This window comes from Streptomyces sp. NBC_00335, from assembly GCF_036127095.1.
Classification (GTDB): domain Bacteria; phylum Actinomycetota; class Actinomycetes; order Streptomycetales; family Streptomycetaceae; genus Streptomyces.
This window is the reverse complement of record NZ_CP108006.1, coordinates 2,123,445-2,138,085: the sequence shown is the minus strand read 5'-3', so window position 1 is coordinate 2,138,085 and position 14,641 is coordinate 2,123,445. Positions and strand designations below refer to the sequence as shown.

Annotated in this window: 11 protein-coding genes; 4 read left to right on the top strand and 7 right to left on the bottom strand. The window is 72.2% G+C overall.

Going from position 1 to position 14,641, the window contains the following annotated elements; genetic code table 11:
- Position 1: 1 nt before the first annotated feature.
- Positions 2–472, top strand: coding sequence for a hypothetical protein (locus OHA37_RS09510; protein WP_266903905.1), 471 nt, complete (start codon positions 2–4; stop codon positions 470–472).
- 18 nt (positions 473–490) lie between these two features.
- Here the strand turns inward: OHA37_RS09510 and OHA37_RS09505 are convergent, their stop codons facing one another.
- Entirely contained in the window at positions 491–1,339 is an 849-nt protein-coding gene (locus OHA37_RS09505) for a hypothetical protein (RefSeq protein WP_266903904.1), read from the bottom strand.
- 164 nt (positions 1,340–1,503) lie between these two features.
- Here OHA37_RS09505 and OHA37_RS09500 point away from each other — a divergent pair, with 164 nt between their 5' ends.
- The gene (locus OHA37_RS09500) at positions 1,504–1,791 is read left to right on the top strand and encodes a hypothetical protein (RefSeq protein ID WP_266903903.1); all 288 of its coding nucleotides are present in this window, start codon (positions 1,504–1,506) and stop codon (positions 1,789–1,791) included.
- Between the two features lie 22 nt (positions 1,792–1,813).
- On the opposite strand, the gene OHA37_RS09495 is transcribed toward OHA37_RS09500, so the two are convergent.
- Entirely contained in the window at positions 1,814–2,839 is a 1,026-nt protein-coding gene (locus tag OHA37_RS09495) for a toxin glutamine deamidase domain-containing protein (RefSeq protein WP_266903902.1), read from the bottom strand.
- 232 nt (positions 2,840–3,071) lie between these two features.
- Between OHA37_RS09495 and OHA37_RS09490 the strand changes: the two genes are divergently transcribed.
- Entirely contained in the window at positions 3,072–5,033 is a 1,962-nt protein-coding gene (locus tag OHA37_RS09490; protein ID WP_443046295.1) for a flavin monoamine oxidase family protein, read from the top strand.
- Positions 5,034–5,119: 86 nt separating this feature from the next.
- On the opposite strand, the gene OHA37_RS09485 is transcribed toward OHA37_RS09490, so the two are convergent.
- Positions 5,120–7,093 (bottom strand): CASTOR/POLLUX-related putative ion channel, encoded by a 1,974-nt coding sequence (locus tag OHA37_RS09485; protein WP_266903900.1) that lies wholly within the window; start codon positions 7,091–7,093, stop codon positions 5,120–5,122.
- A gap of 254 nt (positions 7,094–7,347) precedes the next feature.
- Here OHA37_RS09485 and OHA37_RS09480 point away from each other — a divergent pair, with 254 nt between their 5' ends.
- The gene (locus OHA37_RS09480; protein ID WP_323182321.1) at positions 7,348–8,040 is read left to right on the top strand and encodes a CPCC family cysteine-rich protein; all 693 of its coding nucleotides are present in this window, start codon (positions 7,348–7,350) and stop codon (positions 8,038–8,040) included.
- 61 nt (positions 8,041–8,101) lie between these two features.
- On the opposite strand, the gene OHA37_RS09475 is transcribed toward OHA37_RS09480, so the two are convergent.
- From OHA37_RS09475 to OHA37_RS09460, 4 genes are all read right to left on the bottom strand, one after another.
- Positions 8,102–8,545, bottom strand: coding sequence for a DUF7144 family membrane protein (locus OHA37_RS09475; protein WP_266903898.1), 444 nt, complete (start codon positions 8,543–8,545; stop codon positions 8,102–8,104).
- A 203-nt stretch (positions 8,546–8,748) separates the two neighbouring features.
- Positions 8,749–10,839 (bottom strand): DUF11 domain-containing protein, encoded by a 2,091-nt coding sequence (locus OHA37_RS09470; protein ID WP_266903897.1) that lies wholly within the window; start codon positions 10,837–10,839, stop codon positions 8,749–8,751.
- A gap of 90 nt (positions 10,840–10,929) precedes the next feature.
- Complete coding sequence (locus tag OHA37_RS09465) at positions 10,930–13,053, bottom strand: lectin-like domain-containing protein (protein ID WP_266903896.1); 2,124 nt, start codon at positions 13,051–13,053, stop codon at positions 10,930–10,932.
- 80 nt (positions 13,054–13,133) lie between these two features.
- On the bottom strand, positions 13,134–14,552 hold the full coding sequence (locus OHA37_RS09460) for a DUF11 domain-containing protein (protein WP_266903895.1): 1,419 nt from the start codon (positions 14,550–14,552) through the stop codon (positions 13,134–13,136).
- Positions 14,553–14,641 lie beyond the last annotated feature (89 nt).

Below are 14,641 nucleotides of genomic sequence, written 5' to 3'. Positions count from 1 at the left end.
GATGACCGGGACCCCCGAGACGGACGCCTTGTGGGCGCGGTTGTCGCCCGCGGCGGTGGCGGCGGTGGCCGTCGTCGACGCGGAGAGGCTGGAGCTGGAACGGGCCCGCCTCGCGCCGGAGCGGCGGGAGGCGGTCACGGAACCGGTGTATTCCGTACGTCGGCGGTTCGAGGCGTGGGAGCGCCTGGGGCGGATCCTGGAAGCGGGACCCCGCCCGGAGGAGTTCTACCCGTTCAGCGCCTACGAGAACGACCTCGACGGCAGGGACGCGCTGGCAGAGGTGATGGAAGCCCTCCCTGCGCCGGTGCGGGCGGAGCTGGCGGAGATGCTGGACGCACTGGACGCCCGGTTCGGGGCCGCCACCGACCAGGACGTGACGGGAGCGCTCGACCCGTGGTTGCGCACCGCGCGCGGCCGGGCGCCGCAGGCCCACGTCTGGTGGTGGCGCGTGCCGAAGTCCGCTCCGTGGTGAGCCCGGACGACCTCCCGGTCAACCACGCCTGAGCGCCGGGTAGGTGAGGTGCCACGAGGCGAAGCCGCCTACCTTCCAGCCGGGCGCGATGGACAGATCACCCCGGTACGTCACCTCGTCCTCCTCGTACGTGTCGAAACCGGAGGAGCCGGAGGCGCCATCGCCCTCTTCGACCTCTTCGTGCTCTTCGTCGTCTCCCACCTCCCACGCTTCGATGGCCTCCTGCAGGTCCTCGTCCAGCAGACCCTCGTACTCGTGCTCCACCACTTGTTCGGGGTGGAGCACGCACGTGTTCGGGACGCATCCGTCCCTGCCCACCACCACGGGTTCAGGGATCACTTGGAGGACCTCGCCCACGTCCTGGGAGCGCCTCCACTTCAGCACGACCTCGATGGTCCGGTCGGGGCCGTGCGCTTCGAAAGGACACCAGAGGACCTGGAGCAGGTCACAACCGTCCGGTCCGGTCAGGTCGGGGACGTCGCGTACGAAGAGCTGCGCGGCGGCGAGCAGCGGAATCGGGTCCGCGTCCGCGATCTGCGGGGCGTGCCGCCCGGGCCGGAGGGTGTCGAGGACCTCGCGTTCCGCATCGGTGGGACCCGACTTGGGATCGCGGTGCCATGCCTCGTCGAGGATCCGCCGCCGGAGGCGCACGTCTGACAGACGATGCCCTCTGCCCTTGCGATGGACGGCGGTGCACAGGGGCCACGGTTCGTCGGCGGGCCACAGGAGCGGGCCGGCCACCGAGCTGTCGTCTGCCTTCGGGGAGCCGGGGCGCGGGTGGAGGCGCGTGCTGGTACGGCGGTGGTCGCCGAGGGCGGGGAACAGGGCCTCGGCGTCGACCGGGCGGGGCGGGGTGGTGCGGGTCATGAGATCCTCACTTGCTGTTCGGGGTGGTCGCGCCGGTCCGGCGAGTTCGTGGGGCCCTGGGCCCTGGGCCCTGGGGCCGAGTGACCGGGTCATGGTCCCCTTGCCGGAATACGACGTCCCTGAACTGCCGTCGGAACAGATCTCGGAATGCGTTCGAAGGGCTCATGAGCATGGCGTCTGACGCCCACCGGCTCCTCATCATCTCGGTCGAGAGCCCAGAAGCCTCGCGGGCCGTGTGCGTGGTACGGAGCCTGTACGGCCCCGCACGCGTCGGGACGCTCTACCGGCTGCCTTCCCCGGCGGACGGAACCGTGGAACTGACGGAGATCGAGTGGTACGGGCATCCCCGGGAGGTGCTCGACGAAACGCACCACGGGAAGGTCTGCCTCGTCGGGCCCGGTGCGGGCGCGCTGCGGGCCGAGGAAGCCCTGGCGGTGCAGGAACGGAGGTGACCGGGCGAACCCGGTCACGAATTCAGGCGCTACGCCCGCCACGTCCCCTGAACCGCCGTGCCGTGCCGTGTCGTGGAGCGCCTGCGCGAATCCGGGCGAAGACCAGCTCCCGCAGCCCGACCGTGTCCAGTCGCGCCAGACCGCCGGTCATGCCGTCCAGGAACACCACGGCTCCGTTGTTGTTGTGCGCGTACACGAGGTGGCCACTGACCTCGGTCCCGCGGATCTCCCGCCGCACCCACACCACGCCCTGCGTGCCGGGCCCGGACTCCTCGGCCTGCGTGATCACCTCGTCCCAGTCGGCACACCGCACCTGCTCGGCCGTCGGGAAGTAGCGCCGTAGCAGCAGTTGCCACCACCCCGGCGCCTCGTGCGCCGGCTGCCACGGCAGTGGCGTGGACGGCCGGCCCGCGATCGCGGCGGCCACCGTGACCACGCATCCACGCGAGTTCAGCCGCAGCGCCTGCCCCTCCGGATCACGCTCCACAGGGTTCTGCGTGTATGCCGCAGCATCGCCCCAGGGATGATCGGCCGCCGGGTGGAACGGCACCCCGAGGTCCTTGGGCACCACCACGGAAGCGGCCAGCATCGGGGTCCGCGGGGAGCCGGGCTGCTCGATCGACCGGCACGCGAACAACCACGTACCGGCATCCTCGGCGACCGGTGCGGTGCTTGCCAGTTCGACCAGGCCGCGATAGGTGGTGAGCAGCCATTGCAGGGCCGTCTGCCACGGCTCGGCACGCACGGTCCTCGCCAGGCCGGCGGTGTCCCAGCCGCCGTGCCGAACGTAGGCGAAGTACTCGCCCAAGGGGAGGTGCGAGGGAGGGAAGCGCACCGGGGCGCCGTCCTTGGGGACCAGGACCATCGTGGTGAGAGGGCCGGCCGCGGCGGTGGTGTCGACGCGCTGCCGGGTTACGTACCTGATGATCCAGGCCAGGTCGTGTTCCTCGCTCAGCTGCGGCTGGACGACGACGGTCCATGGCTCGTGGGCGAATGCCCGTGCGAGGTAAGGGTGCGCCGTTTCCACGGCCTCGTTCAACGTGAGCATCTCTGGTTCCTGACCGTGCCGGCGATAGGCGATGGGGGATAGACGATGGGGGATAGGGGGACATGGGAAGTGCTCGGGCTCCCGAAGGTGCCCGGGGGCCTCAAGGTCGCTCGTACGAAACCCAGTTCGTCAGCGCCGCGCGGAGGGATTCGCACGTCCGGGTGGTCCTTGCCCGCGCGGGCGGCTTCTGGTCTCCACTGCCCGGGCGGGCGGCAAGAGTTGGGTCATGATCATGGATCCCGATGCCAACTCCCAAACCCCTGATGCTTCCGGAGCCTCCGGCGAGCCCGCAGTGGCGGCCTCCCACCGGCCCTCCCGCCGTACCGTCATCGCCGGCGCGGCCGCCGTCGCGGCGGCCGGCGGGCTGACGGTGGCCGTCACCTCCGCCGAGACCTCGCAGGCCGTCCCCGGGGTCGCGGTCGCCGACTGGGACACCTGCCTGACGATCGCCCGGGCCATCCTCGTACGGGACGACCAGGACCAGCCGCTCGTACCGCGCTACGCCGACATCCTGCTGAACAACGGCCTGCCCCGCTCGCGCCGCCCCGGCAAGAAGGTGCTGATCGTCGGCGCCGGGCCGGCCGGCCTCACCGCCGCGCACCTCCTGCGCGAGGCCGGACACAAGGTCACCGTCATCGAGGCCAACGCCAACCGGGTGGGCGGCCGGATCAAGACCTTCCGCACCGGCGGCCACGAGAAGGCGGCCCAGCCCTTCGCCGACCCCAAGCAGTACGCCGAGGCCGGCGCGATGCGCATCCCGGACAGCCATCCGCTGGTGACCGGACTGATGGACGATCTCGGCCTCAAGCGCAGGCGCTTCCACCTGGTCGACGTCGACGCGTCCGGCCGTCCCGCCTACCGGACGTGGATCCACATCAACGGCATCCGCGTCCGCCGCGCCGACTACGCGCGCGCCCCGCAGGCGCTCAATCGTTCCTTCGGAGTGCCGCAGGCGTACGAGTCCGTGCCCGCCTCGCAGATCGTCCGCGACGCCTTCGCCCCCGTACGGGGGGAGATCGAGGGCAAGAAGGACAAGGAACTCGTCGAGGGCTGGGCGCGCGTCATCCAGCGCTACGGACACATGTCGATGTACCGCTTCCTGACGGAGGAGGCCAAGCTCGACGAGCGGACCATCGACCTGATCGGCACGGTCGAGAACCTCACCTCCCGCCTGCACCTCGCCTTCGTGCACAGCTTCATCGGCGCCTCGCTGATCAGCCCCGACACCGCCTTCTACGAACTGCCCGGCGGCACCGCCACCCTGGCCGACGCGATGTACGCGCGCGTCAAGGACCTCGTGCGCCTCGACCGCCGTGCCACCCGCATCACCCACGGCGAGGGCAAGGTCACCGTCGAGACCGTCTCCGAAGGCCGCGGCGGCAGCCCCGTGCGGCGCGAGACCTTCACCGCCGACACCGCCATCATCACCGTCCCCTTCTCGGGGCTGCGCCACATCCCCGTCACCCCCGCGCTCTCGTACGGCAAGCGGCGCGCGGTCACCGAGCTGCACTACGACGCCGCCACCAAGGTGCTGCTCGAATTCAGCCGCCGCTGGTGGGAGTTCGACGAGGCGGACTGGAAGCGCGAGCTGGAGACCGTACAGCCCGGGCTGTACCGCAAGTACCAGACCGGGCAGAGCCCGGCGAACGGATCCCTGCTGGGCGCCCACTCCTCCGTACCCGAGGGCCACGTCTCCGAGGGCCAGCGCTCCCACTACGCCGCCAGCCGCGTGGTCACCCGCGATCAGCCCGAGGCAGCCCGCGTCATCGGCGGCGGCTCGGTGACGGACAACCCCAACCGCTTCATGTTCCAGCCCTCCTACCCCGTCGAGGGCAGCGCCGGCGGTGTCGTCCTCGCCTCCTACAGCTGGTCGGACGACGCCCTGAAATGGGACTCCCTGGACGACGAGGAGCGCTACCCGCGCGCCCTCGCAGGAGTCCAGGAGGTGTTCGGGCAGCGCGTCGAGGTGTTCTACACGGGCGTCGGCCGCACCCAGTCCTGGATGCGCGACCCGTACGCGTACGGCGAGGCGTCCGTACTGCTGCCCGGCCAGCACACCGAGCTCTTCCCCCATGTCCGCAAGGCCGAGGGCAACCTGCACTTCGCCGGCTGCCACACCTCCATCAAGCCCGCGTGGATCGAGGGAGCCCTGGAATCCGCGGTGCGGACCGCCCTGGAAGTGCACACGGCGTAGCGGCGGCCCCGACGGCGGTCGGCGTCGGCTCCCCGCCGCCGGCCACCGGCACCGGCCACCTGCCACCGGCCGTCAGCCGCCCGTCGTCAGCTCTCGGCGAGCACGATCAGCCAGTCGTCCTCGCCGAAGCGGACGCGCCGGCGCTTGTCGGGATTGATCCGCACCCCGTAGTCAGGCCCCGTGCTGCTCCGCGCCCGCAGCCGGTAGCCCACCGCGCACTCCCCGCGCCGCCGCGCAGCCTCGACGGCGGTGGCGAACGAGACCTCATGACCGGCCCGTACGTAGTCCGTGGCCGGCTTGAGGTGGAACTCGTGGCCCTCCGCGTCGAAGAGCTCCTCGAAGACCGCGGCGAGGTAGGGGCTCTCGGAGATCTGGGTCATCAGCAGGCTGATCAGCCTGCCGCTCACGATGAAGTCGGCGCCGTCCTGCGCCGGTGCGAGGAGCCGGTTCCCGTCGTCGGACATCTCGGTGGTGAGTACGATGTCCCGCTGCGCGGTGTCCCCGATGGCCCGCAGGTGCAGCAGGGTGACCAGCGTCCGGTCGTCCGCCCGCGCCTGCGGATCCGTCACCGGAGCGAGGGGGGCCATGGGCGCGTCCGCGGCCTCGGGCTCCGTCTCACCGATCACGATCACGCCGTCGTACGAGGGCACGTCCAGCTTGGCCAGGGTGATCGGGTCGGTGACGTCACCGTCGTGGAAGGAGACTTCGAGGCGGGAGCGCACGGCCGTGACGCCTCGGGCGCCGCCGCCCGTGGCCGCGTGCACGCCGAGCGCCACGACGTCCAGGGTGGTTCCCGGGGCGACGTACTGGTCGAGCTGCTCGATGACGAGCGGGGCGCGGCGGTTCCAGCCGAGCAGGAGGAGGCGTTCGGCCCGGGCGGTCGCGGGTGCGGCCGTCACGATCGCGGCTTCCTCGACGTGGGCGGCCACCTCCGCCCGTACGGCCGTGTCGTCGTCCCGGGAGATGACGATGATCCGGTCGGCCGGGCCGATCACCGTCCCCGGGTCCGGATTGAGGGTGACGTTCCCGCCGCCGTGCAGCAGGCCGACCGCCGAGGACGTGTCGAAGGACAGCAGCGCCTCGCCGAACATACGTCCCACGAGGTCCCCGGGTGCCACCGGATAGAACTCGTCGCCGTCGAAGTCCAGTAACTCCGCGTAGACCAGCGAGAGACCGGGCTGCCGGGCCGTCGAGACGAGGAGCCGGGCGACGATGTCGTCCACGCACAGGACGTGTCCCGTGGGCCCGGCGGCCAGCCTGGCGGTCAGGTGGTTGCGGGAGTCGCGGACGGCGGCGACCACCACCGCCCCTTCCCCTCCCCCCTCCCTTTCCGTTCCCTCCGCCTCCGCGGAGCCGTGGACGGCCGCGTCGAGGGCCAGGAGGGTCTTCACCACGTGGGCGTCACCGGTGTCCCCGGTGGGAGGGAGCACCAGCACCGCCCTCGCCGTGCGCGGGCTCACCCGGCGCAGCTCGGCCGGGTCGGTGGTGCTCCCGTTGCGGCAGATGATCCGCGTCCTGCCGCTGTCGCCGACGCGCGCGGAGATCTCCTCCTCCATCCACACCTTGTCCTGAGGGGCGAGCACGGCGATCGCGGAGCGGCGCTGGTTGGCGTTGGCGGCCACCAGTTCCCCGATCACCGGGAACACCTGGTCCGACCAGCCCAGTACGACGGTGTGCCGGGTCTCCAACACCGTGGAGTGACCTCGGCGCAGCAACATGATGCGCCGGTTGATGCCCGTGGTGATCAGACTGACCAGGGTCGACACGAACAGCAGCGCCACGAGCGCGAGGGAGACCGAGGCCAGCACGTACAGCGGGGAGCCGACCGCACCCCCGATCTTCAGGGTCTGGCCGACGCTGACCCACACGGCGGTGAGCCGGCCCGAGAGCGTGTCCGGGGCGGCCCGGTCGGACCAGACGAGGACCGCGCTGGCCGGAACGACGACGGCGAGGCAGGCCAGGGCGAGCCAGCCGATGAGCGCGGTCGTGCCGCCCGAGAGCAGATGGTCGAAGCGGTACCGGAGCCGGAGCCGGAGTGACGTCGTGTGCTGCTGCGCCACACAAGCTCCTGTACATAGGTCGACGCGCCGATCGGAGCGGCTGCCCGCCACCTGAAGTCACCCTAGACAGATGTGTGCTCCGACCCCCTCGAACTCCACCGGCCTCACCCAGAGGTATGAACGCCCCGTTCACGCGGTTCGGCCTGCCGGGCCTCGCGCCGGATCCTGACGGCGAGGAGGCCGACGCACGGATCCAGTAGGATCATTGCCATTTTCGCCAGCTCCTTCAGGCGGGACGGGCAACCAGAACCGGAGTGACAGTGACGACAGCCGCATCACCCTGCATCGTCTGCGGGAGCCTGACGGTGCAGGTGAGGGGCCATCACGAGATCTGCCCCGTCTGCGGATGGCAGGACGACGGTGGGGACTACCGGGATCCCGACGAGTACGTGGGTGGCCCCAACCACGTCACGCTCCGAGGGGCCCGGCAGAACTACGCGGAGTTCGGAGCGAGCGAGCGGCGGCGCACCGGCCGCGTACGGCCGCCCCTGCCCGAGGAGGTCGCTCCCGCGGAGGCGGCGGGTCCCGCGCCGGAACCGAGCTGGCTGGAGTTCGTGGACAACCCCGAGGTCATCCGGGCGGTCTACGGGGAGCGGGCGGTGCCCGGACTCGACGGCGTCACGGTGCGCGAAGTCCGCTGGCACGAGGAGGGGTCGTCGGTCCTCATCCGCTTCGACCTGCCGGCTTATCCGGATGCCCCGCCCCGGGAATGGCGCGAGGGCCGCTTCGACACGGCCCAGGTGGAACTCCGCCTCCTGGACGCGGTGGTCGCACTCGAAGCCGGCCGGGCCGGCGGTCACGTCGGCAGCATCACCGTGGGCAAGGGGGACGAAGTGCCCCTCCACGTGAGGCTGGACGCGAAGTGGATCCGCGCCAGAGTGAAGGCCCGGCGGGCCGTCGTCCAAGGGCTGACCGGGTACCTGCGGGGCGAGGCTCGCGAGGAGTAGCCCTGCTCCGCACCGGCCCACGGGTACCGGGCCCTCCGCGGGCCCGGCACCCGTGCGTCGTTCAGGCGGCGGTGGAGCGGTTCCTGGCCGAATCCGTGCACAGCGCCCAGATGATGAAGACGCCGATGGCGATCGAGATGAGGGCCCAGAGCGGCGTGTAGGGCAGCCACAGGAAGTTGAGGATGATGTCCAGCGCCACGATCACCACGCCCGTGACCCTGGCCCAGGCAGCGCCCTTGAGGATGCCGGCACCGACGACCACGAGCACGATGCCCAGGAGCAGGTGGATCCAGCCCCACGCCGTGGTGTCGAACTTGAAGGTGTAGTCGCCCACCTTCGCGTAGACGTCGTCGTTCGCGATGCCGACGATTCCCTTCAGGATGCCGAGGACGCCTTCCACGAGCATCAGCACACCGGCGAACACGGTGCCGCTCGCCGCCCACGGGTTCTCGTCGGCGGTGTACCTGCTGTGGGGGGCCCTGCTGGGGGGCGTTGCCTGTGCCACGAGAGGCTCCTTCGTCGGGCGGGACGCCGGGGGTCCTGCGTTGCGCCCAGCGTCGGTGCCGGGGGCGCGCGGGGACATTGGAGCGCCGCCATTCGGGTGAATCCGCGCGGTGGGCCCGGTCCTGTAAGAGCCGCCGCGGAGGGCGTACGCCGGAAGGCCGGCGGGGCGGGGTGCCCTGCCGGCCTTCCGTAGGGGGTGCGGGGTCAGGGGGTCGTCTTGCCGACCTCCAGGTCGGCCGTCGGGTCCTTGACCGTGCCGCCGGGCGGGCCGGCGGCCGCGCTCGTGTTGTTCGCGGGCTTGGGATCGCCCGTCAGGGAGTCGACGGTGGCGGTGTTGCGGATGTCGGAGCCGTTCCCCGTGTACTCCGGGTCCAGCTTCACCTTGATCACCCAGGTCATCGATGCTCCGGGCGCCAGCCGCGGCAGCGGGCCGCAGGTGACGGTCCGTCCGGAGGTGCACGTGGCATCGCCCGAGACGAAGCTCAGCGCGGTCGGCAGTGTGTCGGAGACCGTGATCTGCTGGGCCTGGGAGGAGCCGTTGTTGGTGACGGTCAGGGCGTAGTCGAAGGTCTCGCCCGGGGCCACGGGGCTGGTCTGGACGGGCTTCTTGGTGATGGCGAGGTCCGCGGCCGGCGCGGTGACGTGCCCGCCGGGCACGGTCGCGCTGCTCTTGTCGTTCTCGCTCGCCGGGTCGATGTTGTCGGCCGTCACCTGTGCGGTGTTCTTCAGGTCGCTGCCGTCTCCGGCGTAGGCGGGATCCACCTTGACGGTGAGCAGGTACTCGACCGTGTCACCGACCCTGAGCGGGCCGGTGCGCCTGCACGAGACCAGGTGTCCGGCGACGGTGCATCCGGCCGGGGAGGAGGTCACGTACGAGAGGCCCTCGGGGAGGGCGTCGGTGAGTTTGACGTTGAAGGCGTCGGCCGACGGGCCGTTGTTGGTGACCCGGATCCGGTAGTCGAAGGTCTCGCCCGGCACCGGAGGCTTCGTACCGACGGCTTCCTTGACCACTTCCAGGTCCGCGGTCGGCTTGTTGACGGTGCTGCCGGGCAGGCCGGCCGGGCTGCTCGTGTTGTTCTCCGGCTTGGGGTCCTTGGTCCGTGAGCCGGCGGTCGCCGTGTTGCGGATGTCGGATCCGTTGCCGGTGTAGCCGCTGTCCAGCCGGACGGTGAACCGCCAGGTCCGGGACGCCGAGGGCTCCAGTACGGCCACCGGGCCGCAGTTGACCGTGCCGTCCGTGACCGAGCAGCCGTCGGGGGAGGAGACGAAGGCGAGCTGCGCGGGCAGCTTGTCGGTGACGGTGGTGCCGAGGGCCCGGGACGGGCCGTCGTTGGTCGCGCTCACCACATAGTCGAAGGTCTGTCCGGGGGCGACGGGAGTGCTGTCGGCCGTCCGCTTGGTCGTCCACACGTCGGCCTGCGGGGCGGTGACCCCGCCCGGCGGCAGCACGGCCTGCGAGGTGTTGTCGGCGGGCTCCGGATCCTTGGACGCGGAGGCCGAGGTCGCCGTGTTGCGCAGGTCGCTGCCGTCACCGGAGTAGGCGGCGTCCAGCTTCACCTTGAAGGTCCACACCACCTCGCCGCCGGGGACGAGCCGGGCCAGCGGACCGCAGGTGACGGTCCGTCCGGACACCGTGCACGGGTCGGCGGAGGAGACGAAGGCCAAACCGACGGGCAGGGTGTCGGTCACCGCGACGTTGCGCGCGTCCGAGGGGCCCTTGTTGGTCGTACGGACCTCGTACTCGTACTCCTGGCCCGGGACCGTCGGCCCCGCGCCCAGCGGGGTCTTGACGGTGGCCAGGTCCGACACGGGATCGAACGGCCCCGGAGGCAGCACCGGATCCGGCTTGTTGTTGGCGGGGTCCGGATCGGTGGCCTCGGAGCTGCCCGTGGCGCTGTTGCCGAGGTCGGAACCGTCGCCCTGGTACGAGGGGCTCAGCCGGGCCTGGAAGCTCCAGCTCTTGGTCTCCCCGGCGGCGAGCTGCGGTTCGGGCCCGCACGTGACGGTCTGAGCGATGGCGGTGCAGCCGTCGGAGGAGCCCACGAAGGAGATCCCGGCCGGGAGCTTGTCCGTCGCGGTGACCTTCCGGGCCACCGACGGGCCCTTGTTCCTCGCGGTCAGCGTGTAGGTGATCAGGTCACCGGGAGCTTTGGCCCGCTGTGCCGTCACCTCGATCCTGGGCCCTCCGCCGGGCAGGGCGGCGGCCCCGGGGACCGGTCCGGCCCACAGGGCCGCGGCGCAGAGCAGCGGAGCCAGGGCCCACACCGCCGGCCGCCGGCCTGGTGTCGTCGTCATCGCGCATCGTTCCGTTTCGTGCGGGAGAGGACCGTACAGAGAGAGCTGTACGGGAGTTCCGGGGAGGGCGGGCAGCGGGCGGGCGCCCCGTCAGCCCGCCGTCGCGCGCTTGGCGAGCTCGATGTCGGCGCTCGGCGGGCGGACGCGCCCGCCGGGCACACCGGCGGAGCCGCTGTTGTCGAGGAGGTTCGGATCGGCGGTGTCCGCGCGGGCGGTCGCGGTGTTCAGCAGGCCCGTCCCGTCACCGGTGTACGCCGGGTCGAGGCGCACGGTGAAGGTCCACGAACGGACCCCGCCCGGGTCCAGCGTCGCCGCCGCGGCGCAGGTGACGTCCCGGCCGATGGCGGTGCAGCCGCCGGCCGACGCGACGAACGCGAGCGCCGTCGGCAGCGGATCGGCGACCGTGACCTTCCGGGCCACGGACGGGCCGCCGTTGCGCACGGTCACCGTGTACGTGTAGGTCTCCCCGGGCGCCACGGGGGAGCGGGTCTCGACGGCCTTCACCAGCGAGAGGTCGGCCCGGGCGGCCGCCACTCCGCCCGGCGGGGCGGCGGCCGCGCTGGTGTCGTTCGCGGGCTGCGGATCGGGGAGGGCGTGCCGGACGGACGCGACGTTGCCGAGGTCCGAGCCGTCCCCCTGATAGGCCGGGTCCAGCCGGACGCGTACGGTCCACGAGGCGCTCGTACCGGCACTCAGCTGCTCGCGGACCGGGCAGGACAGCTGCTGCCCCGAGGCCGTGCACGCGTCGGCGGAGGAGACGAACCTCAGCGGCCCGGGAAGGGTGTCGGAGACCTGGACCGCGCTCGTGTGGGAGGGCCCCAGGTTCCGTGCGGTGATCCGGTACGCGAACTCCTGCCCCGGGACCACCGGTCCGGGGCCGACCCCCTCCTTCTCCGCGGCCACGTCGGCGCGGGCCGTCACCACCGTGGCGGGGGCGGTGGAGCTGTTGTCCGCCGGATTGGTGTCCGTACGGTCCGCCGGGGCGGTCACGGTGGCGGTGTTGGACAGGGTGACCGGCTGGGCCGGGGCCGTGCCGGTGACCGTGTAGGTGACGGAGCCGCCCCGCTGGAAGTCGGCCGTGGTGTTCAGGGCGTTCCCGCTGCCGGAGGCCTGCCCGCAGGTCCCGCCGGTGCCGGGGCGGCAGGTCCAGGTCACGCCGGTCAGTCCGGGCACGGTGTCGCGTACGGCGGCGCCGGCGACCTCGTTGGCCTGGCTGTTGGAGACGGCCAGGGTGTAGGTCACCGGTCCGCCGCCCGCGGGCACGGTCGCGGGGGAGCCCGTCTTCGCGATGGTCAGGTCGGCCGGCACGTTGATCCTGAGGCCGTCGATCTCGTGCACGTTCGTCGCGCCACCGGTGCTCCCGGAGAATCCCACCTTGAGGGTGGCCGGAAGCTTCGGCTGGCCGGTGATGCCCGTGACGTCGAAGTCGGTGATCAGCTGGGTCATGGTCGTGCCGGGGCCGCTGTCGGACCACACCGACAGCAGCATCTTCGTACCGCTGGGCAGCAGGGACACGCGTACCGTGCGCTCCTTGGCGCGGCTGCCGGTCTCCACGGTCTTGCCCGGCCCGTCGGCGGACGTGGCGAAGCGGTACCCCGTCCTTCCGCTGCCTCCGCCGCGCACCACGATCTTGTTGGGCTGGCCGCCCGGGCCGCCGTTGCCGACGGTGTTCGAGGAGAAGTTGCCGAACTCGTCCAGCCCGATGCCGAGGTACGCGCCCGGTACGCCCGAGGTGGCACAGGAGTCCGCGCTGCCCGAGCAGGCGTAGCCGAGGGCTCCGCCGGAAGAGCCGACCCCGTCGGCCGCCGCGCCGTCGGCCAGGTAGAACGACAGCCCGTCACCGCGCTTGCCCTCGAAGGCCGTTCCCCCGTAGGTGGCGTAGCTGAACTCGGCGAGGATGCCGAGGCTGGAGGGGAAGGAGTCCTTCAGCTTCCAGGTGCCGGCCTGGGTGGAGCTCGCGGACGTCAGCCGCAGCCAGCCGCCGCCCTCCGGATAGCTCGCGTTGCCGCTGGTGCTGCCCAGGTTGGTGGAGCTGTCGAAGGTCTCGTTGACGGGGAAGGCGAGCGCCCGCGGCCGGGGGCCGCCGGCCGGGTCGGCCCCGGCGGCCGGGGCCGCCGTCACGGGTGGGGCGAGGGCTGCGGGCAGGACCAGCGCCGTCGTGCACAGCAAGGCCGCGGCGGCCCTGCGCCACCGGGCACTCCGGGGCATCGTCATACCGGAACGTTCCTTGTCTTCTCGCGTTGCGGTGGGGCGTGCGGCGGTCGTCCGCCGCGGGGGCCGCGGCGGACCGCCGGTCACGGGCGCCGCACCCGGAAGGCCGTCCGCAGCGCCGCTCCCGCGGCCACCAGCGCGGTGGAGGTCCACAGCAGCCAGGCCGGGACCGTGGCCCCGGAGTGGGCCAGGTCGCCGCGGCCGCCGTGCTGCTCCCGGCCGTCGTGGTGGTCGTCGCGGCCGTGGTGGCCGTCCCCGCCGTCCCCGCGACCGTCTCCGCCGTCCCCGCGACCGTCTCCGCCGTCCCCGCGACCGTCGTGCCCGCCGTGCCCGTGGTGCTGCTCCCCGTGCCCGTCGGACACCAGACACAGCCGGCCGCCGCCCGGCCCGGTGGTCCCCGGCCGGTTGGCGTTGTCCGAGAGGTCGGGGTCGAAGCTCGCCGAGGTGACGCGGGCGAGGTTCTCGATGGGCGTGCACTTGTCGGGCGGCGGCTGGGCGGCCCGGTCCCCGGTGACGGCCCGTACCGTGATCCGGTACTCCGTCGTCTCCCCGGCCGCCAGACGGTCCAGCGGCGGACAGACCACCCGCCGCTCCCCGCTCTTCGCGACCGCGCAGTCGTCGGGTGAGGAGAGCAGGACCAGCGAGGACGGCAGGAGGTCGGTGACCTGGAGCTGCCGCGCCGTCGCCGGGCCCTCGTTGCGCACCGTGATCAGGTACGTGAACTTCTCGCCCGGCCTGACGTGCTCCCGTCCCCTCGGGAGCACCGCCGTCTTGCGGAGCGACAGGTCGGCCGTTCGCGCACTGGGCGGGATCTCCAGGCCGGTCAGGGTGGAGGTGTTGTTCCGGGAGTCCGGGTCCGACGTGGCCGAGTCGACGACCGCTTCGTTGACGATGTCCGTACCGTCTCCGCGGTAGCCGGGAGCGAGCCGCACGGTGATCACCCAGGCGTGCGAGGCGCCCACCGCCAGCGTGGCCAACGGCCCGCACACCGCGGTCCGGCCGCTCGCGGTGCAGCCGTCGCGGGACGAGACGAATTCCAGGGCGAGCGGCAACCGGTCGGTGACGCGCACCTGCCGGGCGGTGGACGGTCCCCGGTTGGTCACCGTCACGACGTAGTCGAAGGTTTCCCGCGCCGCCGAAGCGGCGCTCTCCCGGTCGGCGGTCTCGGTCGGCCGCAGGGTACCCGACACCGCCAGATCCGCGCCCTCCCGGAGCTGCTGCGAGGCGGCCCCGCTGTCCGCCCCGGGCTCCTCCACTCGTCCCGTGTCGCCGCGGGGTTCCGTTCCCGAGGACGGCTGTCCCGTACCGGCGGCGGGCGCGGCCGGTAGGGCGGACGCGGAGGGCCCGGGGGACTCGGAGGCGGTGGTACCGGGGTCCGGCGGGGCCGATGCGGCGGAAGGCGCCGTGGAAAGGAAGCCGCACGCGGCCACCGCGGAGAGCGCGGCCACCGTGCGCCGGCGCCGGTACGGGAGACCGGCGCGGCTTCTCACGACACGTCGCATCGGCTGCCCTTCGGGGAAGAGGACTCGCCCCTAGGAGGACCAGTGTGGTGATCTATTCACACAAATAGGCAGAAAGGGGTCACTCGATG